The sequence below is a fragment of the Streptomyces sp. NRRL F-2664 genome (assembly GCF_000719345.1).
Lineage (GTDB): Bacteria > Actinomycetota > Actinomycetes > Streptomycetales > Streptomycetaceae > Streptomyces.
Map to the genome: position 1 here is coordinate 20,836 of NZ_JOFX01000023.1, position 20,167 is coordinate 41,002.

The window sequence follows — 20,167 nt, forward strand, 5'->3', positions numbered from 1 at the left end:
GACCCTGCGGTCGTGCCGGCGGTCCGGCACCCCACGGCGCTCATGCTGCTCGGCAGGAACATTGGTGTACTCACGCAACCATCTACCGTGCTGACATGTCTCCTGACGAGAAGAAACGTTTCCAGGGGGTTTTGTCTGTGAAGTTGTCCCGGATCGCCGCAGCCGTCACCACCGCTGCCCTGGCACCGGCCGTTTTCATCGCGTCACCGGCGTTCGCCGCCGGCCCGGACGCTCCGGCCGCCGGCAACCAGCCGGCTCCGACCGCGCCGGACCAGTCGGTGCCCGACCAGGCCGAAGAGGACCGCAAGACCATCCTCGCGATCATCGCTCACCCGATGGCCAGCGAGCACATGAAGGAAGCCGGCCGGAAGGCCATGGCCGACGGCGCGCAGGCCATGCGCACGTTCATCGAGGTCGACCAGCACAGGATCCGCCTCGACGACTACCGTGTGGCGATCATCCGCCTCACCCACGGAGCCGGCCCCAGCCTCACGGAAGGCATCAACAAGCTCCTCGACGGAGGGGCGAACCTCGAACAGCTGCGCCACTTCTACGAAGTGACCCAGCACGAGCTGCGCGACGTGGACCACCGCGTCGAGATCACGAAGCTGATCAGCACCGGCGGCCCGGCGGTGAAGAAGGCCGGCAATGAGGCCCTCAAGGGCACCCCCGCCGACCGTACGGCCTTCCTGAAGACGGGCCGGTACCTGGCCCAGGCCGAGGACGACCGCGTCGAACTGGCCCGCATCGACGAGGGCTGGGACGGCCCGATCCTGAGCGAAGCGATCAGCAAGCTCCTCAACGGATCGGCGACCCCGGCCGAGCTGCGCCACTTCCTGGAGGTGACCCAGCACCAGCTGCGCGACCAGGACAACAGCGTCAAGATCGCCCAGATCATCGCGGGCGGCGGTCTGGAACTCGTCAAGGCGGGTCGCGCCGCGCTGGCGGGTACCGCCGCCGACCGGGTCGAGTTCCTCACGACGGGCCAGCACGAGGCCCGTGCCAAGGACCAGGCGGCCAAGGACAAGGAGAAGCCCGCCCCGGGCAGGGACGGCCAGGACCAGAACCAGGGCACCGGTGCGGGCACGGGCGGTGCGTCGACCGGCGGCGGTACCGGCTCCGGCCAGAGCGCCGTCACCGCCCAGGGCGGCAGTGGCGCACCTCTCGCCACCACGGGCGCCGGCGACCACACCACCCTGATCGCGGGCGGCGCCGGTACGGCGCTCGTCGCGGGCGCCGGGCTGTTGCTCGCCGCCCGTATGCGCCGCGCCGGCACGGCGGGCTGACGGTCTCCACCGGCATGACGGTCTCCATCGGCCCCTGATCCGGCAGGCCGAAGAGTCGGTTTCCGGTACGGGCCAGAGGGTCGTCACCCCTACCCGGGTGACGGCCCTCGGTGTTGGTCGGGACTCGGCCGGTACCGGGCGAGCGGGGGGCGATGTGTCGATCGTAAACCGCACAGTCGGTAAAGAGCAGGCCCCCAAGGAGTGAATCGCGCCGGAACCCCGTGACCCTTGGCCGGAACCTTCCATACGGTGGCGCCTCTTCGCTCATCACCACAACTGGGGGGCCGGTGCGCAACCACCGACTCGTAATGACCGCTGCCTTCGTGGCGGCCGGTCTCGGCATCATCCCGGGCACCGCGCAAGCGGCTGATCCCGTACCCGTCGCGGCAGGGGTGGCCGAGGCGATCGCCGAGGCATCCACGTCCGAGGGCTTCCACAGCCCCGCGGACCGCACGATCCGTACCACCCTGCCCGCAGCCGCCGAGGGGAAGCCCGCGGCGAACACCAAGACCGCCGCACCGAAGACCGCGGCACCGAGGACCGCTCAGACGGATCGGACCGCGGAGGCCGCGCCCGTCGCGCCCGCCGAACGGACCGCACTGGACGCCACCGCCAACCCGGCCCTGGCCGTGGACGTCAGCGGCACCAGCTACACCGCGCACGGGATCGAACTCACCGCCCTGATCACGAGCGCCGACTTCGCACTCGACGTCGTCATCGACTGGGGCGACGGCAGGACCGACACCCTCACCGCGCAGGGCACCTCCGAAGTGCACCGCTCGCACACGTACGACAAGTCCGGCGAGTACCAGGTGCAGGTCAAGGTCACCGACACCGCCAACGCCGTACAGGCCACCAACGGCGGGGCCTTCCTCACCCCGGGCGCGGACTTCACCCCGCACGCCCCGACCCGCCTCCTCGACACCCGCAACGGCACCGGAGTGCCGTCGACGGGCAAGGTCGGCGGGCAGGGCTCCACCCGGGTGAAGGTGGCCGGCAACGCGTCCGTCCCGGCGGGCGCCACCGCCGTCGCCCTCAACGTCACCGTCACCGAGACCGTGGACAGCGGCCACGTGACCGTGTGGCCCGGAGCCGGACACGACCGGCCGAACACCTCGAACCTGAACTACACGGCAGGCCGCTCCGTACCCAACATGGTGATCGTGCCCGTCGGCGAGGACGGGTACGTGGAGCTCTTCAACGGAGGCCGGCAGCCGGTCGACCTGATCGCCGACGTCACGGGCTACTTCACCCGCGCCTCGGCGAGCGGTTACACCTCGATGACGCCCGCCCGCCTCGTCGACACCCGGGAAGGCCTCGGGGCTGCGGGCGGAAAGCTCGCCGCCCGCAGCGCGTTCACCACCCGGATCGGCGGCCTGCAGGGCGTCCCGCAGAACATCACCGCGGTGGCGCTCAACGTCACGGTGACCGAACCCGAAGGGCCCGGCCACCTGACCGCCTACTCCGGCACCGGGCCGGTCCCCACGGCGTCGAACCTGAACTTCGTACCCGGCCAGACCGTGGCCAACGCGGTGATCGTGCCGGTGGCCGAGGACGGCACGATCAAGATCTTCAACGGCGCCTGGTCACCGACCCACGTCGTCGTCGACGTGGTCGGCCACTACAGCCCGGACAGCAAGGCCGCCTTCCTGCCCTTCACCCCGTTCCGTACGCTCGACACCCGTGAGGAGGCGTACGGCTGGCCCGGCGGCCGTTTCCGCGCCCGGGAGTTCATCACCCAGGGGTTCACGCCCGACGCCGCGACGGGGGTGGAGGCCTACGTGCTGAACGCCACCGTCACCGAGACCCGCGGCACCGGGTTCCTCTCCGTGGCCCCCAGCCCCTACGCACTGCCGGCGGACGGCGAGCCGCCCGCACCGGCCGGACCGCGGCCCGTCTCCTCCACCCTCAACTGGACCACCGGCGACACCGTGCCCAACCTGGTCCAGGCCAATGACGGCGACCACGGCGTCATCACGTTCTGGAACCAGGGACACGAGGACGCCGACCTGGTGCTGGACGTCTTCGGCGTCTACCAGACGAAGTGACCACCGGGGGTGACGCGCACCGCCGCGTCACCCCTCCCCGCGCCCGCCGGCCTCGCAGGTGCCCGGGGAGGCGGGGCTGTGGCGGGCGAGCTGTCAGTGGCTTGCCCTAGCGTGACGGCATGACGTGGACCGCCTCCCAGGACATCCTTCCGCCGGTGCCGCCCGCGCGACGGCTCGACCCGGCGCCCGAGGGGCCGGTCGGCGCCGTCGAGCTGACGGCGTCCCACCTCACGTCCTCTGCTTACACCGTGTCGGACTTCGAGCGCTCCCTCGACGGACTGGTGCGCGAGGCGCACCGCGACCGCCGCCGGCTCGTGCGGACGCTCGCCGATGTCCTGGGGGACCGCCACCCGGAGGAGGCCGGGGCACACCGGCTCGGCGGTCTCGACGTGGTCGTGGCCTCGCTGCTGTGGCGCGTCCCGGGGTACAGCCTCGCACCGCAGTACGTACGCCGCGGCCCGGGGCACGGGGAGTGCGCACAGGGTGGTTTGGAGCTGGTGCTCACCGCACGGCTGCGCGAGATCGGGTACGCGCTCATGTCCAAGGAGCCGCTGCCGTTCCTGTTGTCGACGCCGACCTGGGACACGGGCGCGCTGGACGCGGCCGAACTGGTCGAACGGCTCACCGCCTACCGCCGCCTGGGCGCCCTGCCCGGTCCGGCCGACTTCGGGCAGGCGTTGCTGCGCGTACGCCGTGGCGATCCCGGCGCGGCGGGGGCCGCCGCGGCGGCCGCGACCCGCCTCGGCACCGCCGAGGGCGCCCGCCTCGCCGCCTGGCTCGGGCCCGAAGGAGAACCGGCCCCGGCACACCGGCGGGTCGTCGAACCGGACCCTGCGACGCACAGGGCGTGGCGGCGGACGGGCGCCGCCGCCGCACAGGTCGCGTACCGCAGCGCAGAGCGCCCCGCACTGCAGGGGGAGTTCCCCGAGCCGTTCCGGTGGCTGGGCCGTCCGCACGACGGGTTTACGCAGTGCTACCACTGGCACGGCGGGCACCCCGTGCGCGCCTCCGTCCTGCCCGAGGACCGGGAGACCCAGGCCGCGTGGCTGCTGCCGCAGGTGACGCTGGCAGCGACGACGGACGATCCGGGCGGCTCCTGGATGCTGCCTCACCTCGCCCGACTGGGCGGGCCCGCAGGCCCGGCCCTGCACGCCGCCCTCGCGGCGGGACTGGGCGGCCGGTACGTGGAGAGCCGCCGTCCGGCGGTGGAGGCGCTCCTGGTCCTTGCGGACCGGGGGGAGCTGGACGCGCCGCTGCTGGGCCGCGAACTCGCGGCCATGGCGGCCCTGGGCACGGTGAAACCCAACAGGCTTGCCGACGCCGCCCGTTCCGCTGCGGCGGCGGGTGCGCACGCGACGCTGTGGACCGTCCTCGCGGAGGTACTGCCGGCCCTCCTGCCCTCGGTGCGGGGCGCGGGCGAGGTCCTGGCCGTCGCCGCCTCCTGCGCGGAGCGTGCGGGCGCCACCGGCCGGGTTCCCGACGCGGTGGCGACGGTGGCGTCCCGGCGCGGCTCCTCGGGCCTGGTGTCAGAAGCCCGCCGTCTGAGCGCCGCGCTCGCAGGCACCTGAGCGCAACCCGCCCGGAAGGAGACCGTCAGCGGCGCTGCGCATGTCTCCAGAGGACGTGGATCACGCGGATCACCGCCAGGATTCCGGCCGTCCACATCCCTGCCGTCCACAGAAACTCGTCCAGTGCAGCGGGAAGTTCCCAGATGAGAGTCGGTCCGGCGATCGTCGCGAGAACCAGACCTCCGAGGAAGCACGCGCTCAGCAGGGCGTAGCCGATCTCGACGGGGATCTCGTCACGTTCCGCCTGGCTGCGCCGTCGCGTCGTCATGGTGGCAGCATGCCATCGGGCCGGTCGGCAGTCCACGAGATGCGACTGCACGCCGCCGACCCGTTCCTGGTGGAGATCCGCGACCCCGTGCAGAGCGGGGTGACGGTGCGCGTACCGCTGGACAGGCGGGACGGCCGCGCCGCCTCCCGCCTCGCCCCTGTGCCGTGCCGGCCGAAGCCCGGTGAAACGCCGGGGCTCCGGCCCGCCTCCCGATGACGTCAGCGCCTGCCGCGCAGCCGGCCGAACAGCACGCGCACCTGCTCGCGCTTGCGCGGGTCGGCGGCCGCCCGGCGGGCGGAAGCGATCGTCCGCTGCCCCTGGGGACTGCGGCTGAACTCTTTGATCTTGCGGAGTAGCCCGGACACGAATCCTCCCGTGCAGTCGGTGGTTGACGCTACGTCGTGTGCCCCGGCACGACCTGCCCAAACGGGGCATGCCGGGGTACACCCCCTCGGTATACCCGTGCCATGCCGGGCAGGACCCTCACCGGCAGAGTCGGAGCCGCGGCGTGAGCGGGCGACTGCAGTGTCCTGGCCGCCCTCGCCACGCGTGCTGAACCGCCCTCTGTCAGCTCGTCCCGGACGCATGGTCCGCCTGCAGCGCGCGCAGCAGGTCGAAGGCGGGCGCGTCCACCGGAGTGCGGGTGTTGCCGAGGGCGATGACGGCGACGCGGGTCTCCGGGTCGAAGCCGACGAACGACGAGAAGCCCCCGGTCCCCCCGTTGTGCCAGATCTGGAGGTGGCCGCCCTGGCGGGGGTGGAGCCGGTGCGCCATCCAGCCCAGGTGCACCCGGGCGAACCGGTTCCTGCGGTGCTCCACCGAGCGGCTCAGCCGGATCGCCTCGGTCAGCCCGGCGGGGCCTGCCGGGGCGCCGTCCCACTGGGCCCGTACGAAGGCCACCAGGTCGGTCGCGGTCGACCGCAGGGCACCGGCGCCCGCGAGGTCGGCAAAGTGCCACGGGGGGACGGGGCGGCCGCGGCGCCGATGGCCCTGGGCGAGGCGTCCCGTACGGGCCCCGTCCACCGTCACGACGGTGTCCGTCATGCCCAACGGCACGCAGATCTCCTGGGTGATGAGGGACTCGTAGTCCGTGCCGGTGCGCCGGGCGAGGGCGAGCCCCAGCAGTCCCGCCCCGAGATTGGAGTAGCGGAACCGCTTCCCCGGCACCGCCCCCAGGCGTGTTCCGGCCAGCCCGGCCAGCAGGGCTTCGGCCGTGCAGTCGGCGTAGGGATCCGGCGTGGACGGGCGCAGCAGGGCCCGCAGCAGCATGCCGCGGGGGAGGCGCGGCAGCCCGGAGGTGTGGGTGGCCAGGTGCTGGAGGGATATCCGACGGCCGTCGCGCGACGGCACGGCCGCGCCCTCGGGAAGCAGATCGGCGAGCGGCTCGTCGAGCCCCGCCGTGCCGGAGACGGCCAGGGAGGCCAGGGCGAGCGCGGTGAACGGCTTCGTCACCGACCCGATGTCGAACAGCGTGTCGGGGCCGGGGGGACGCCCGTGGCCGGCGCCGGTGCTCCCGGCGCCCCGGATCTCCACGGCGTCCCCCGCCACGGCCGCCACCACCACGCCGACGTGTTTCTCCGCCAGCCGGTCCGCGGTCCGTCGGGCGAGGGTTGCGAGTTCTTCTGCCATGAACGACATCATCGCGGCACACCCGCCGGGCCCCGTGCGCCCCGATGATGATTTCCGGCGGCGCCTGTGCGACCTGAGCAGTACGCGACCGGCGACGAAGGTCGCGGCCGATCCCGCCGGTTCAGTGCCGGGCCGGGGCGGGCGTGGTCATGGACATCAGTCCGCGCAGGCCGTCCCGGAGCATGCGGGGGTCGATGCCGCCGAAGAGCGCCTGCTGGGCGATGTATCCCTGGGCCGCCGCGATGAGGGTGCGGGCGATGTGGTCGGCGGGGACGTCGGAGTCGAGCATGCCGGTCGCCCGGTAGGTCTCCACCAGCCCGATCCAGGCCCGGCTGATCTCCGTGTAGCCCCTGCGCAGCAGACCGGCGAGTTCCTCGTTGCGCAGGGTCTCCGTCCAGACCTGGAGCATCAGGCGGGGGAAGTCCCTGGGATCCGCCCCGGGATCCCCGGCCCGGACCCCCAGGATCGTTTCGAGGACCTGGGCGATCAGGACGTCCGGGCCGGGCGGCGGGCTCTGCTGCGCTGCCGCGTCGAACGCACTCCGGATCGAGACGAAGGTCTCCTCGGCGATAGCGGCGATCAGCTCCTCCTTGCTGCGGAAGTAGCGGTAGACGGCGCCGGCGGACAGGTCCGCCTCCTTCAGCACGTCCTGCATGGACGTGGCGTGGAAGCCGTTGCGCGTGAAGCAGCGGGTCGCGCCGTCGAGGATCTGCCGGCGGCGGGCGTCGAGGTGTGCCTGGGATACACGTGCCATGCTCCGCACCCTAAAACGAACATTCATTCTTGACAAGGCGAGAGGGTCGGCACACAGTGGGGTCAGCACGTAAAACGAACGATCCTTCTCTTTGGAACCGGAGCCCTCGCCATGCCTCCTGTGACACCTGCCTCTCCGCTCGCGGCCGCCACGTCGGCACGTGCGGTCCCGGCTTCTGTGCACACGCTCCCGGCCGCACGCCGCCTCCTGGCCGTGCTGGTCGTGGTTCCCCTCCTCGCCGCCCTCGCCCTGTGGGCCTTCGCCTGGCCGGCCACCCGGACGGCCCCGCGCGACCTGCCGCTCGGCGTCGCCGGACCCGCCGTCGCGGCCGCTCCGCTGGAGCAGCGACTCGCCGCCCACGAGGGGGCCTTCGAAATCCACCGGTACGCCGACGAGGCCGGCGCCCGCGCCGCCGTGCAGAACCGCGAGGTGTACGGCGCGGTCGTGGTCACTCCGCAGGGCCCGCGCCTGCTGACCGCATCCGCCGCCAGTCCCCTCGTCGCGCAACTGCTGACCCAGGCCGTCGCCGCGCAGGCGCCGCCCGCGGGCCCGCCCGTGACCGTCGTCGACGTGGTGCCGGCGCCCGCCACCGACGCGCGCGGTGCCGGCTTCGGCGCCAGTGTGCTGCCCCTCGCCCTCGCGGGGGTCGCGGCCGGCGCCCTCGTCTGTCTCGCCGGGCTCCGTGGCGGCCGCGCCGTCGCCGCCGTCCTCGGCGCCGCCGCCCTCGTCGGCCTGACCGGGGCGGCCCTCGCGCACAGCTGGCTGGGTGTCATCACCGGCAACTGGTGGGCCGGGGCCGGGGTGTTGGCCCTGACCGTCGCAGCCGTCGCCGCAGGCGTCGCCGGGCTCCACGCGCTCCTCGGCACGCCCGGCATCGGCCTCGGTGCCGCACTGATCGTCCTCCTCGGCAACCCGTTCTCCGGCGCAGCGGGCGCACCCCAGCTGCTGCCCGAGCCCGCCGGCCTCATCGGTCAGTGGCTGCCGCCCGGCGCCGGCGCCTCTCTGCTCCGCTCGGTCTCCTTCTTCGACGGCGCCGGCGCCGCCCGCCCCGCGCTGGTCCTGTCCCTGTGGGTCGTCCTCGGGGTCACCGCCCTCGTGTTCGCCGGCCGTCGCGGCCGGGTCCCGTCGGGGATCGACGCTCCGGCGGTCGTACCGGCGGGCTGACGCGCGCGGCCGTGGTTCAGCGGCGCACGAGGTCGAGCTGGCGGTTCATCTCCGCGAGGAAGCGCACGACGACGGCGAGTTCGTCGGCGGTGAACCGCCGCCGTGCGGTGTCGGTGGCCTCGGCCAGCGGGCGGAAGTAGTCACGGGCCGCCGACCGGCCGGCCCGGGCGTAGTGGAGGTGGACCACCCGGCGGTCGTCCTCGGCGCGGACCCGGTGGATGTGCCCCGCGCTCTCGAGCCGGTCCAGGCAGGCGGTGACGGCACCGGAGGTGAGGTTCATCCGTTTGCGCAGCCGGCCGGGGGTCATCGGACCCGGCTCGGCGTCGTCCTGGTCGGCGTCGAGGATGGCGATCAGCGCCTGTACGTCCGTCAGGTGCAGCCCCTGGGCCTGAGCGAACTCGTGGGTGATGCGGTTGAACTCCGCGTTCATGTGGCGCAGCAGGACGGCGAAGGCCTGCAACCCGCTCGGGTCCTGGGGCGGAGGTGTCTGGGAGGGGACGTCGGCACTGCGCATGACCTCAGCATAAGATCTCTCAATGATTGAGATACTTTATCGCTGACATAGTCGGTGTGTTCTGAGGACGGACATGGTGAAAACATCGCGCTGGGTGCGCTGGACGATCCCCCTCGTGCTGGTGGTCGTCTGGCTCGCGGTCGGCGGCATGCTCGGCCCCTATGCGGGCAAGCTGGGCGAGGTCGCCACGAACGACCAGGCGGCGTTCCTGCCGCGCAGTGCCGAATCCACCCAGGTGCTGCAGGCCCGCAAGGCCTTCGAGCGGTCCGAGACGGTGCCGGCCATCGTGGTGTGGACCGGCGAAGCAGGCCCGGTGACCGACGCACAACAGCAGGCCGCCACCCGGGCGGTCGCGGAGCTGGCCGGCCGGCCGGGAATCGCCGGGCCGCCCTCGCCGGCCGTGGTCTCCGCCGACGGCGACGCGCTGCAGGCCGTGGTCCCGCTCGCACCCGACCTCGGTGAGGAACTGCCCGCCGTCCTGGCGGACGTCCGCGCGACGGCCGCGCAGGTGCCCGACACACGGACGCAGATCGCAGGCCCGGCCGCGAGCCAGGCCGATCTGGCGGACGCCTTCTCGGGCATCGACGGTCTGCTGCTGGGGGTGGCGCTCGGAGCGGTCCTGCTGATCCTGCTGCTCGTCTACCGCAGCATCCTGCTCCCGTTGGTGATCATCATGAGCGCCGTGTTCGCCCTCGGCCTGGCCTGCGCGGTGGTCTACTGGCTGGCGGCCGAGGACGTCCTGCGGGTCGACGGGCAGGTGCAGGGCATCCTGTCGATCCTGGTCATCGGCGCCGCCACCGACTACGCGCTGCTCCTCGCCGCCCGCTTCAAGGAGGAACTCGCCGCCCGCGGCGGGGACCGCACGAGCGCGGCGTGGACCGCGGTGCGGCGCTCGGCCGGCGCGATCACGGCAAGTGCGGCCACCGTCGCGCTGGGCCTGCTGGCCCTGCTCGCGAGCGACCTGACCAACAACCGCGCGCTGGGCCCGGTCGGAGCGATCGGCATCGTCTGCGCGGTGCTGGCCACCCTGACCTTCCTGCCCGCGGTCCTGGTCCTCACCGGCCGCGCCGCCTACTGGCCGGCCACCCCCCGGCCCGCGGACACCGAGGGTGGCGGCCACGGCGTGTGGCGCCGGGTGGCCGCGCTCATCGACCGGGCCCCGCGCCGCGTGTGGGTCTCCACCGCACTGGTCCTCCTGGCGCTGGCCGCGTTCGCACCCGGCCTGTCGGCCAAGGGTGTTCCGCTGGACGAGATCTTCGTCAGCGACGCACCGTCGGTCGGCGCACAGCAGACCCTGGGCCGGCACTTCCCCGGCGGCTCCGGCAACCCGACCGTGGTCATCGCCGACGCCGACCAGGCCGCCCAGGTCACCGCGGCCGCCCGGGCCACCGGAGGAGTCGCCTCCGCCGCCGCCGTCACCAGCACCGGACGGCCCGGACCCGGCGACCCGCTGGTGGTGGACGGCCGGGTCAGGATCGACGTGACGCTGGAGGCGGCCGCGGACAGCGACGCCGCGAAGGACACCGTCCAGCGGCTGCGCCAACGCCTGCACACCGTCGACGGCGCCGACGCCCTCGTCGGCGGCTACACCGCGCAGCAGTACGACACGCAGGCGACCGCCGCCCGCGACCGGAGCGTCATCGTCCCGGTCGTCCTCGCCATCATCCTCCTGGTGCTCGTCCTGCTCCTGCGCTCCCTGCTCGTCCCGGTACTCCTCGTGGCCACCGTCGCCCTCAACTTCGCCGCCACCCTCGGCGTGTCGAGCCTCGTCTTCGAGCACCTGCTCGGCTTCAGCGGCACCGACGCCTCCGTTCCCCTCTACGGATTCGTCTTCCTGGTGGCGCTGGGCGTCGACTACAACATCTTCCTGATGTCCCGCGTACGGGAGGAGGCCCTGACCCACGGCACCCGCCGGGGAGTGCTGCGCGGCCTCACCACCACCGGCGGCGTCATCACCTCCGCGGGCGTCGTGCTCGCCGCGACCTTCGCCGCGCTGATGGTCATCCCGCTGGCCTTCCTCGTCCAGATCGCGTTCATCGTCGCCTTCGGCGTCCTCCTCGACACCCTTGTCGTGCGCTCCCTGCTCGTGCCCGCCCTCGTCATCGACATCGGCCCGCGCGCCTGGTGGCCCAGCGCCCTCGCCCGGTCCGGGAAACAGCCGGCGGGGCCGGTGCGCCACTGAGACGGCGGGGCTGCCGGATCCGATGAGCAGGTCCGGGACCGATCTCCGCCGCGGCCGCCGGACCTGACGGCCGCGGCGGCGGGAGCGGAAGGTCGCACCGGACGGCAAGGGCGGCTACCTTCCGTACGGGTGACCGGGCGGGCCCCGGAGTGCCATCCGGTGAGCCCGCCCACCTCCCTGTCCGGCGCGCACGGACGCCCCCCGACCGATCGACCAGGTCCAGGAGAGCACGGGATGACCACGGTGACGGGCATCGATGCCCGCGGCATGCAGCACTGCGAGACGACAGCTCTGGGGGTGCTGCTGAGACACCAGGGCCTCGATCTGTCCGAGCCCATGCTCTTCGGCCTCGGTTCCGGTCTGTCCTTCGTCTACTGGGACGCCAAGAACATGGACTTCCCCTTCCTCGGGGGCCGGGTGAAACCCTTCGACCTCACCCGGAACCTGGCCACGCGGCTCGGCCTGGAACTCCTCGTCCAGGAGACCACCTCCCCGCGCAGGGCATGGGACAACGTGACGGCCCCCATCGACGCCGGCCGCCCCGTCGGACTCCAGCTCGACAGCTACCACCTGGACTACTTCGGCACGAAGGTCCACTTCGGCGGGCACGTCGTCGCCATGTACGGCTACGACGACCGCGCCGCCCACCTGGTGGACACCGAGCAGCAGGGCGGCGCCGTCTCCACCAGCCTGACGAGCCTCGCCCGGGCCCGAGCCGCACGGGGCCCCATGACGGCCAGGCACCGGTCCTTCACCCTCACCGCGCCGCACGACATGCCGGCCCCGCAGGGACGGATCGTCCCCGCCATCACCGCCTGCGCCGACGCCTTCCTCAACCCGCCGATCGCGAACCTGGGTCACCGGGGCATCGAGAAGGCCGGCCGGCTCGTACGGACCTGGCTGGAACGCACCGACGCACCGCAGCGCGACCTGCCCCGGGCGGCCCTCCTCATGGAGAAGGCGGGCACCGGTGGCGCCCTCTTCCGCAACCTCTACCGCGACTTCCTCGCGGAATGCACGCACCTGATCGACAGCGGCCGGCTGCGCACCGGCCACACGCTGTACACCGAGGCAGCCGTCCTGTGGACGGAGGCAGCCGCACTGATCCAGGAGGCCGGCGAGGCGGGCGATGCGCAGTGCCTCGACCGGGCCGGTTCGCTCCTCGCGGACCTCGCGCGCATCGAGCGTGAGGCCATGCAGACCCTGAGCGGCCTGGAGGGCCCGTAAAGGCTGTCACCCTCCGCCGCGGACCTCGTCCCGAGCGCACCACGCCCGTACCCGTTCCGCAGACCGATGGGCGCCGGCCAGGTCAGCCGCTGCGGACCGGGTAGGCGCCTCAGGGGGAAGGAACGGCATGACGGGAGGGAGCGATGGCCGTGCCGGGCCCGGCTGCGGGCCGGACCTGCGGAGACGAAGGGGATGGAAGGGATGACGTTGCAGCCGCCCGTCGAGCCGATGCTCGCCCACGCCGTGGAATCGGTCCCCGGCACCGCCTCCATCGGCGAGCTGGCCTACGAGCAGAAGTTCGACGGCTACCGCGCCCTGCTCTTCACCCCCACCCGGGCGGGAGGCGGGCTCCTGGTGCAGACCCGGCGCGGTGTGCAGATCCAGGACCACTTCCCCGACCTCGTCGCAGCAGCGGGACAGCTCCCGGACGGCCTGGTACTCGACGGGGAACTCGTCGTCTGGGACCCCAAGGATCACCGCTTCTCCTTCGAGGGGCTCCAGCGTCGCACCGCCGCCCGCGGACGCACCGCCCGGCGGGGGCTCGCCCAGTCCCTGCCGGCCTTCTTCATCGCCTTCGACATCCTCCAGCAGGACGGGATCGAGCTCCTGCGCCACCCGTACCGGCAGCGCCGGCTGCGGCTCGAAGCCCTCTTCGCCGACCACAGGCTGTCCGCGCCCTGGACGCTGTGCCCCATGACGACCGACCTGGTCAGGGCGGAGAAGTGGCTCGAAACCCAGCCGGAACCCTCCGGCGTCGAAGGCATCGTGGTCAAAGCCCTGAACCAGCCCTACCATCCCGGGCACAGGGGGTGGTACAAACTCCGCCGCCGCGACACCACCGAGGCGATCATCGGCGCGATCACCGGCACACCCATACGCCCCCAGCTCCTCCTGCTCGGCCGCCGCGACCCGCAGGGTTTCCTCCGCCCCGTGGGCCGCACCGGCCCCCTGCGGGCCGAGGACGCCCGTCTGGTCGGCGGCAACCTCACCGCGGCCGCTCCGGAGCACCCCTGGACGGGCATGCGCTTCGTCTCGGCCCGTGGCAGCCGAGCCGCCCTGAAGGTGACGCTCGTCAGTCCCGACCTCGTCGCGGAGATCAGCGCGGACGCCGCCGTCGACCAAGGCGGCGTCTACCGGCATCCGGTGCGCTTCAAGCGGCTGCGCCTGGACGTGACGACCGAGGAGGTCGCCCTGTACACGGCGACCGGGGCGCAGGAGTACCCGGAGCCGTGAGCGCTGGGCGGTGCCGTGGCGGGCGCAGCGACGACGACCCGGCCCGCCGCCCGGTCGAGCGGTTGAAAGGGCGCAGAACGGACAGGTGCCTGGTCCAGCACATGAACGGAGGAAGGGAGCCCCGCCATGCCTGACCCCCAGGACAGGAACGACGGTCGGTCACCTCTGGAACGGGTGACCGGAGAGAACGACGTGTCCCCCCAGGAGGAGCGGGAGCGCGGCACGTCACCGGCGGAGGGCAAGGGCCGGATCCAGGAGGCGGCCCAGAAGGTCAAGGACGCCGCCAAAGAGGCGCTGGGCACCGGAAAGCGGGAAGCGACGGAAGCCACCCCGGAGGCCCGGGAGGTGCTGCGGGAGCGGGGTGCGGCGCCCGAGCGCGGACGGTCGCCCGAGGGCCCCGGCGGGGCGGGCTGAGCAGGCGTTCCCCGGTGGGGCGGGTCGGCCGCCGGCCCCCGCGGGGCGGCCGCCCGGCTCCGGCCGGCGCTACCGCCGAGTGACAGCCGCCCCCGCGCGGCGAACCGGCCCCGGCACGCCGCAGGTGCGTACCGGGGCCGACCCGTGCCCCGCCGCCGCAGTCCCGGCCGTGCGGTCGGACTCATTCGTTCGGGTGAGGACCCAATCCGCCGGCCGGCGGTAGCCGAATCCCCTGTGTGAGCACCTTCCGCACCACCCTGACCCGTGTCGGCCCCGGGGCGCTGTCCGGCCTGCTGGCCGCATGCACCGCGCTGGCGGTGGCCGTGCTGACCGCGGCCCTCGTGCGGCCCGCGGCCGCGCCGGTGACGGTGGTGGGTGGCGCGGTCGTCGACCGGACCCCCGCAGCGGTGAAGGACTTCGCGATCCGCACGTTCGGAGAGGACGACAAGGTCGCCCTCCGACTCGGCATCCTCGTCCTGCTGGGACTGTTTGCGGTCGCCCTCGGCGTCCTCGCCCGGTGGTACCCCGGCGCAGCGACGGCCGGCGTGCTGCTGTTCGGGCTCGTCGGCGCGGCTGCCGCCCTGAGCCGGCCCGACAGCGCCGGGCCCGAGGACGTTCTGCCCTCCGCCGCCGGCGCAGGGGCGGGCGCACTCGCCCTGCACGTCCTTGCGGGCCGAGCCCGCCTCCTCGGCTCGCCCGGCCCCCGGGGCGGCGGCCGGAGCCGGCGGGAGTTCCTCACCGCGGCCGCCGCCACCGCGGCCGCGGCGGCCACCGCCGGAGCGATGGGCCAGGTCCTGACCGGGCAGCGCGGCCGGGGCGCCGCCGCCTCCCGCGCCGCTCTCGCGCTCCCCGCACCGGCTTCCCCCGCCCCCGTACTCGCCTCCGGCGTCCAGCTCGACGTGCCCGGGATCAGCGCTTTCACCACCCCCGTACGGGACTTCTACCGTGTCGACACCGCCCTGTCCGTCCCGCGTCTCGATGCCGCCGCCTGGCGGCTGCGCCTCCACGGCAAAGGCGTCGCGCGGCCCCGTACCTACACCCTCGACGAACTCCTGGCCCGGCCGCTGATCGAACGCGACATCACCCTGACCTGCGTATCGAACGAGGTCGGAGGCCCCTACCTCGGTACCGCCCGCTGGCTCGGCGTGCCCCTGGCCGCCCTCCTGCGCGAAGCCGGTGTCCGGGCGCCGTCGCAGGGCGGCCGGGCCGACCAGCTGGTCGCCCGGTCCGTGGACGGCATGACCCTCGGCTCGCCCGTCGAGGACGTCATGGACGGCCGCGCCGCGATGCTCGCCGTCGGGATGAACGGCGAACCCCTGCCGTTCCGGCACGGCTTCCCCGTCCGGATGCTCGTACCGGGCCTGTACGGGTACGTGTCGGCCTGCAAGTGGATCACCGACATCGAGCTCACCACCTTCGACGCCTACGACCCGTACTGGGTGAAACGCGCGTGGGCCCGCCGTGCCCCGGTCAAGACGCAGTCCCGCATCGACACACCCAAGCCCTTCGCGCGCCCCGCCGCCGGCCCGGTGACCGTCGCCGGCGTCGCTTGGGCCCAAGGCCGCGGCATCAGCCGCGTCGAGGTCCGCATCGACGACGGCCCCTGGCAGGACGCGACCCTCGCCGCGGCAGCGGGCGTCGACACCTGGCGCCAGTGGTCGTACCGCTGGCAGGCCGCCGCCGGCGGGCACACGATCACCGTCCGCGCCACCGACGGCACCGGCCAGGTCCAGGCCGAGCAGCGCGCCCGGACGATCCCCGACGGAGCGAGCGGCTGGCACAGCGTCTTCGTCACCGTCCCCGAGACCCCGGCCCGGCCCGCTTCAGGGCCGGTCCGGCAGCACCACCCTTTCGCACCCTCAACCGAACAGAAGCTCAAGGGGAGCAACTGATCATGAGCAACAGCATGAAGATCCGCCGTACCGCGATCGCCGTCGCCGCAGCCGCCCTGCTGCCGTTCACGCTCGCCGCCTGTTCCGACTCGGGCGACACCAAGGCAGCGCCCTCCGCGGCCGCCGGCGACGAGGGCAAGACCGGCGCGAGCACCCCGATGGCCGACGCGACGGCCGCCGACGAGCCCTTCGGCCCGGCCTGCGCCAGCGTGCCGAAGGAAGGCCCGGGGTCCTTCGAAGGCATGGCCAAGGACCCCGTCGCCACCGCCGCCTCCAACAACCCGGCGCTGTCCACCCTGGTCGCCGCGGTCGAGCAGGCCGGCCTGGTCGACACCTTGAACAACGCCAAGGACATCACCGTCTTCGCACCGACCAACGACGCCTTCGCGAAGATCCCGAAGGCAGACCTCGACAAGGTCCTCGCCGACAAGGCCGCCCTCACCAACATCCTGACCTACCACGTCGTCGGCCAGAAGCTCACCCCGGAGCAGCTGGAGAACGGCTCCTTCGAAACCCTCCAGAAGGGCACGGTCACCACGGCCGGCTCCGGTGAGTCCTACAAGGTCAACGGCACCTCCGCCGTCGTCTGCGGGAACGTCAAGACGGCCAACGCCAACGTCTACATCGTCGACACCGTCCTGATGCCCAAGTAGCCGGCGCCCCGAGCGGCCGGCAACGTCCGGTGGCCCTGCCCTTCTGCGACGGGGGCAGGGCCACCCACCCCGCTCCGTGATCCGCGGGGCGGCGCAGTGCTCACGCCGTCAGCGCTTGAGAGGGCGCCGACGGCGTGAGCACTGCCCTCCTTCCGATAGGTATCCGGCTAGAAGCGGCCGAGGACTCACATGTGACGGCCTGGACCCCCGTGTACCGAGCGCGGACGTCTGCCGTCCTTCGCGGCGGGCCAGTCGAGCTCCCAGCCGGGCCGGTGGCCGCAGGCGCCCCAGCCGTCCGGGCGCCCGTGGGGGATCGAGTCCGGCCTCGGCCGCGGGGCGGGCGGCGTCGTCGTGCTCGTGGACCGTGTGCTTCTTGAGCGCCGAGCGGGCGGCCGGGGCCACAGACCTGTCGGGGAGCCGGGAGGGGAACGGCAGGAACTGGGCGCCGTTGACGGTGGTGTACTGCAGGGCCTGGCGGGGCCAGAGCCGGGCGGCGTTCATCGTGCCGCGGTCGCGTAGGGCCAGGGGGTGCGAGCGGCGTGGTACGCCTTCGCGGTCTCGGACATGGGCATCAGCGGGTCTCCCTCGGCGTGCCGGTCGGGTCAGAGGTCGAGCCGGATCGTGAGGGTGCTGCGGCGGTCGCCGTAGTCGCGGCGGGTTGTGGACGGTGCGGCGGTGCGCGGCGAGGCCGGCCGCGCCGACTGGTGAAGAGGCAGCGTTGTTACCCCGGGCTCAGGCGGGCTTGACGATCGGCAGCTCGAAGAACGGATGTCGCACCCAGGTGGCAGGGTGCTTGACCATGTACATGCACGAGTTTTGGAGCGTCATCGAAACGGCACGCTCGGCTGCCACGGCGGACAAAACCTTCTCCGAGGCCCTGGTCGACGAGTTGGCCAGCCGCCCCCAGGTCGACATCCTCAGCTACCAGGAACGATTCGACGAGGTACATGAGGCGGTGTACCGATGGGACATGTGGGCCGCTGCCTATCTCATCGGCGGCGGATGCTCGGACGACAGCTTCATGGACTTCCGGGCCGGTCTGATCGCCCTGGGCCGTGACTGGTTTGAGAAAGCAGCTGCCTGCCCGGACAGCCTCGCCGGACACCCCGCAGTGATCGACGCGGTCCGTGCTCAGCACGGCGAGGCCATTTTCGACGAGGATGCCAACTACGCGGCCAGCTGTGCATTCGAGCGCCTTACCGGCAACGACCACGCCTTCTACGAGGCCTGGGACGCATACAAGCCCCCCAACGAAAGACGCGGACAGGCCGGTGAGGACATGGGTGAAGACTTCGACTTTGACGACCCCGAAGAGATGCGGCGCCGTCTCCCACGGCTCTCCGCCCTCTACCTGTACGACGGCGCTCACTGAACAGCAGGCGGAACCTGGCTGGGAACAGTCAGCCCGGGCATGGGATGCGCCGCCGGACCATCCTCATACGCGCTGATCAGCAATTTTCCTCGGTGCCCAGGACCTACCATCCCTCCCAGCGGCCCCGTCGGCTCTGTCGACGGGGCCGACTTGGTTCCCGGTGCAGCTGTGGCGCGTTGGTGACGAGCCACGCTTGCCCAGCGCTACTCCAGCTGCTTCCTCATGTATCGCTGGACGGTTTCGGCCCGTCCGGGGCGGCTCGGCGGGCGAAGGAAATCCGTTGGCTGTCGGTGTTCCCTGCTGGAACGATCCTGGGATGACTGACCACCGTGACGCCGTCCCCCGCCTGTGGGGTCGCCGGCGCTATGAGCGTCAGGGCGAGCCACTCGCCTGGGCGGAGGCGGTCCTGGAGGCCACCGGCCGCCCGCCGACCGCCGTCACCGCGGCGATGTCCGGCCGACTCGACGCCCTTGCTGATTCCCCATCGGACCGCGCATGGGGTCTGCTTGCCGGGAATCGGATCGCCATCAACGGAGTTGGTGGGGGTGAACCGTTATTGGAGGGGTCATGCGAGCGATTCAGGTGCACGAAGTGGGCGGTCCCGAGGTGCTGCAGGAGGTCAAGCTGGACCAGCCGCGGCCGGGTCCGGGCGAGGCGCTTGTGGAGGTCGCCGCATCCGGGGTCAACTTCCTCGACGTCTACCACCGCGAAGGCCGGTACAGCCTCCCGCTGCCCTTCACCCCGGGCGCTGAGGGCGCCGGCACGGTCGTCGAAGTGGGACCCGGCGTCGCTGACGTCGCAGTCGGGGACCGGGTCGGTTGGGTGGAGATTCCCGGTACGTATGTCGAGCGGGCCGTCGTGGACTCCTCCCGGCTGGTGCCGCTGCCCGACGACATCGGCTTCGAGACAGCCGCCGCCGTGCTCCTCCAAGGCATGACCGCGCACTATCTCGTCAAGGACGCCTACCCGGTTCAGGGGGGCGACACGGTGCTCGTGCATGCGGCTGCTGGTGGCATGGGGCTGCTTTTGACCCAGCTCATCACCCACCTCGGCGGCAGGGTGATCGGCACGACGTCGACCACGGCGAAGGCCGAGCTGGCGAAGCGTGCCGGGGCCGCCGAGGTGCTCCTTTCCTCCGCAGTCGACGATCTCGCAGCCGAGGTGAAGCGGCTCAACGGCGGTCAGGGACTGCCGGTTGTCTTCGACGGCGTCGGCGCGCACACCTTCGATGCGAGCCTCGCCAGCCTGCGAACCCGCGGCCATCTCGTGCTCTTCGGCGCGGCAAGTGGTGCCGTGCCGCCATTTGATCCGATCCGGCTCGCCCACGGCGGTTCGCTGACCCTGATCCGGCCCAGCCTCGGGGACTTCATCGCCGATCGGTCCGAACTGCTCCGACGGGCCGCCGATGTGTTCGAGTGGGTGCGCTCGAAGGCACTTGAGGTCACCGTAACGGGCCGCTACGCACTGTCCGAGGCCGCCCAGGCCCACAGCGATCTGGAGGCTCGGCGTACCACCGGCAAGCTGCTCGTCGTACCCGATGCGGCCCCGATGGGACGCCGCGAGGAGACGCAGAGCTGATCGCGGGCGACGACGTCCGGGATCTTGGAGACTGACGTGTCGAGGGCATGGCCGACCGGCATCGCGAAGATCCCCGACAGCCTCGCACTCAGCAGGTCAAGATCAAGTTCTGGCGGGTTTCTGGCGCATCTGGGTCATGCCCCTTCAAGATCCCTCAGCCGAGACCTGGCTCACCCGTCCACGACCTCCCGGGACAACACACCTAGTGACCTGAGTCGGAGGGCATGAGTCGTCCGGGTCCGAAGGTTCGGCCGTTGTCGGTCACTGATGCCCAGCGGGGTGTGCTGAGGGTGGTTGCGTCGCCGGACGACGGCCCGGCCGGTCGGGATCCGGCCGCCCGGCGCGAAGGACGGGGCGAGGGCGTACCAGGCGGGGTTCCAGGCGT

At 72.5% G+C, this 20,167-nt stretch carries 18 protein-coding genes; 13 read left to right on the forward strand and 5 right to left on the reverse strand.

Annotated elements, in window-relative coordinates; translation table 11 throughout:
• Nucleotides 1-95 precede the first annotated feature (95 nt).
• The 3 genes from IF89_RS0120480 to IF89_RS0120490 all read left to right on the forward strand — a co-directional run bounded on the left by IF89_RS0120480 (nucleotide 96) and on the right by IF89_RS0120490 (nucleotide 4,902).
• Nucleotides 96-1,286, forward strand: coding sequence for an ALF repeat-containing protein (locus IF89_RS0120480; protein ID WP_107047321.1), 1,191 nt, complete (start codon nucleotides 96-98; stop codon nucleotides 1,284-1,286).
• A gap of 308 nt (nucleotides 1,287-1,594) precedes the next feature.
• Nucleotides 1,595-3,334 carry a PKD domain-containing protein gene (locus tag IF89_RS40875; protein ID WP_030769941.1) on the forward strand — a complete coding sequence of 580 codons (1,740 nt, stop codon included), beginning with the start codon at nucleotides 1,595-1,597 and terminating at the stop codon, nucleotides 3,332-3,334.
• 119 nt (nucleotides 3,335-3,453) lie between these two features.
• Complete coding sequence (locus tag IF89_RS0120490) at nucleotides 3,454-4,902, forward strand: DUF6493 family protein (protein WP_051807335.1); 1,449 nt, start codon at nucleotides 3,454-3,456, stop codon at nucleotides 4,900-4,902.
• A gap of 25 nt (nucleotides 4,903-4,927) precedes the next feature.
• On the opposite strand, the gene IF89_RS0120495 is transcribed toward IF89_RS0120490, so the two are convergent.
• Entirely contained in the window at nucleotides 4,928-5,170 is a 243-nt protein-coding gene (locus IF89_RS0120495) for a DUF6332 family protein (RefSeq protein WP_030769947.1), read from the reverse strand.
• Nucleotides 5,171-5,179: 9 nt separating this feature from the next.
• On the opposite strand from IF89_RS0120495, the gene IF89_RS46050 reads away from it, so the two are divergent.
• Nucleotides 5,180-5,386 carry a hypothetical protein gene (locus IF89_RS46050; RefSeq protein WP_158717895.1) on the forward strand — a complete coding sequence of 69 codons (207 nt, stop codon included), beginning with the start codon at nucleotides 5,180-5,182 and terminating at the stop codon, nucleotides 5,384-5,386.
• Nucleotides 5,387-5,388: 2 nt separating this feature from the next.
• Here IF89_RS46050 and IF89_RS47035 read toward each other — a convergent pair whose 3' ends face one another.
• From IF89_RS47035 to IF89_RS0120515, 3 genes are all read right to left on the reverse strand, one after another.
• Nucleotides 5,389-5,535 carry a hypothetical protein gene (locus IF89_RS47035; protein WP_199820532.1) on the reverse strand — a complete coding sequence of 49 codons (147 nt, stop codon included), beginning with the start codon at nucleotides 5,533-5,535 and terminating at the stop codon, nucleotides 5,389-5,391.
• Between the two features lie 202 nt (nucleotides 5,536-5,737).
• The gene (locus IF89_RS0120510; protein ID WP_158717896.1) at nucleotides 5,738-6,799 is read right to left on the reverse strand and encodes a serine hydrolase domain-containing protein; all 1,062 of its coding nucleotides are present in this window, start codon (nucleotides 6,797-6,799) and stop codon (nucleotides 5,738-5,740) included.
• Between the two features lie 121 nt (nucleotides 6,800-6,920).
• Entirely contained in the window at nucleotides 6,921-7,553 is a 633-nt protein-coding gene (locus tag IF89_RS0120515; RefSeq protein WP_030769953.1) for a TetR/AcrR family transcriptional regulator, read from the reverse strand.
• A 177-nt stretch (nucleotides 7,554-7,730) separates the two neighbouring features.
• Between IF89_RS0120515 and IF89_RS0120520 the strand changes: the two genes are divergently transcribed.
• Nucleotides 7,731-8,717 (forward strand): hypothetical protein, encoded by a 987-nt coding sequence (locus tag IF89_RS0120520; protein ID WP_051807338.1) that lies wholly within the window; start codon nucleotides 7,731-7,733, stop codon nucleotides 8,715-8,717.
• Nucleotides 8,718-8,733: 16 nt separating this feature from the next.
• Here the strand turns inward: IF89_RS0120520 and IF89_RS0120525 are convergent, their stop codons facing one another.
• Entirely contained in the window at nucleotides 8,734-9,231 is a 498-nt protein-coding gene (locus IF89_RS0120525; protein ID WP_030769960.1) for a MarR family winged helix-turn-helix transcriptional regulator, read from the reverse strand.
• 73 nt (nucleotides 9,232-9,304) lie between these two features.
• Here IF89_RS0120525 and IF89_RS0120530 point away from each other — a divergent pair, with 73 nt between their 5' ends.
• The 8 genes from IF89_RS0120530 (at nucleotide 9,305) to IF89_RS0120565 (ending at nucleotide 19,782) form a co-directional block, all read left to right on the forward strand.
• Entirely contained in the window at nucleotides 9,305-11,413 is a 2,109-nt protein-coding gene (locus tag IF89_RS0120530; protein ID WP_030769963.1) for an MMPL family transporter, read from the forward strand.
• Nucleotides 11,414-11,647: 234 nt separating this feature from the next.
• Nucleotides 11,648-12,640 (forward strand): BtrH N-terminal domain-containing protein, encoded by a 993-nt coding sequence (locus tag IF89_RS0120535; protein WP_030769965.1) that lies wholly within the window; start codon nucleotides 11,648-11,650, stop codon nucleotides 12,638-12,640.
• 201 nt (nucleotides 12,641-12,841) lie between these two features.
• Complete coding sequence (locus tag IF89_RS0120540) at nucleotides 12,842-13,873, forward strand: ATP-dependent DNA ligase (protein ID WP_030769966.1); 1,032 nt, start codon at nucleotides 12,842-12,844, stop codon at nucleotides 13,871-13,873.
• Between the two features lie 126 nt (nucleotides 13,874-13,999).
• Complete coding sequence (locus tag IF89_RS0120545; RefSeq protein WP_158717897.1) at nucleotides 14,000-14,287, forward strand: hypothetical protein; 288 nt, start codon at nucleotides 14,000-14,002, stop codon at nucleotides 14,285-14,287.
• Nucleotides 14,288-14,514: 227 nt separating this feature from the next.
• Nucleotides 14,515-16,179 (forward strand): molybdopterin-dependent oxidoreductase, encoded by a 1,665-nt coding sequence (locus IF89_RS0120550; protein ID WP_078628416.1) that lies wholly within the window; start codon nucleotides 14,515-14,517, stop codon nucleotides 16,177-16,179.
• A gap of 2 nt (nucleotides 16,180-16,181) precedes the next feature.
• Nucleotides 16,182-16,832, forward strand: a complete 651-nt coding sequence (locus IF89_RS0120555) for a fasciclin domain-containing protein (RefSeq protein ID WP_030769975.1) — start codon at nucleotides 16,182-16,184, stop codon at nucleotides 16,830-16,832.
• Between the two features lie 799 nt (nucleotides 16,833-17,631).
• Nucleotides 17,632-18,204: a DUF4240 domain-containing protein gene (locus tag IF89_RS0120560; protein WP_030769978.1), complete on the forward strand. Its 573-nt coding sequence runs from the start codon at nucleotides 17,632-17,634 to the stop codon at nucleotides 18,202-18,204.
• A 567-nt stretch (nucleotides 18,205-18,771) separates the two neighbouring features.
• Nucleotides 18,772-19,782 (forward strand): quinone oxidoreductase family protein, encoded by a 1,011-nt coding sequence (locus IF89_RS0120565; protein ID WP_030769981.1) that lies wholly within the window; start codon nucleotides 18,772-18,774, stop codon nucleotides 19,780-19,782.
• The last annotated feature ends 385 nt before the right edge of the window (nucleotides 19,783-20,167 follow it).

Bases quoted from the DNA above. Each gene is read 5' to 3' on its own strand.
- IF89_RS0120480 (WP_107047321.1), top strand. From the start codon at position 96: ATGTCTCCTGACGAGAAGAAACGTTTCCAGGGGGTTTTGTCTGTGAAG.
- IF89_RS40875 (WP_030769941.1), top strand. From the start codon at position 1,595: ATGACCGCTGCCTTCGTGGCGGCCGGTCTCGGCATCATCCCGGGCACC.
- IF89_RS0120490 (WP_051807335.1), top strand. From the start codon at position 3,454: ATGACGTGGACCGCCTCCCAGGACATCCTTCCGCCGGTGCCGCCCGCG.
- IF89_RS0120495 (WP_030769947.1), bottom strand. From the start codon at position 5,170: ATGACGACGCGACGGCGCAGCCAGGCGGAACGTGACGAGATCCCCGTC.
- IF89_RS46050 (WP_158717895.1), top strand. From the start codon at position 5,180: ATGCCATCGGGCCGGTCGGCAGTCCACGAGATGCGACTGCACGCCGCC.
- IF89_RS0120510 (WP_158717896.1), bottom strand. From the start codon at position 6,799: ATGGCAGAAGAACTCGCAACCCTCGCCCGACGGACCGCGGACCGGCTG.
- IF89_RS0120515 (WP_030769953.1), bottom strand. From the start codon at position 7,553: ATGGCACGTGTATCCCAGGCACACCTCGACGCCCGCCGCCGGCAGATC.
- IF89_RS0120525 (WP_030769960.1), bottom strand. From the start codon at position 9,231: ATGCGCAGTGCCGACGTCCCCTCCCAGACACCTCCGCCCCAGGACCCG.
- IF89_RS0120530 (WP_030769963.1), top strand. From the start codon at position 9,305: ATGGTGAAAACATCGCGCTGGGTGCGCTGGACGATCCCCCTCGTGCTG.
- IF89_RS0120535 (WP_030769965.1), top strand. From the start codon at position 11,648: ATGACCACGGTGACGGGCATCGATGCCCGCGGCATGCAGCACTGCGAG.
- IF89_RS0120540 (WP_030769966.1), top strand. From the start codon at position 12,842: ATGACGTTGCAGCCGCCCGTCGAGCCGATGCTCGCCCACGCCGTGGAA.
- IF89_RS0120545 (WP_158717897.1), top strand. From the start codon at position 14,000: ATGCCTGACCCCCAGGACAGGAACGACGGTCGGTCACCTCTGGAACGG.
- IF89_RS0120555 (WP_030769975.1), top strand. From the start codon at position 16,182: ATGAGCAACAGCATGAAGATCCGCCGTACCGCGATCGCCGTCGCCGCA.
- IF89_RS0120560 (WP_030769978.1), top strand. From the start codon at position 17,632: ATGTACATGCACGAGTTTTGGAGCGTCATCGAAACGGCACGCTCGGCT.
- IF89_RS0120565 (WP_030769981.1), top strand. From the start codon at position 18,772: ATGCGAGCGATTCAGGTGCACGAAGTGGGCGGTCCCGAGGTGCTGCAG.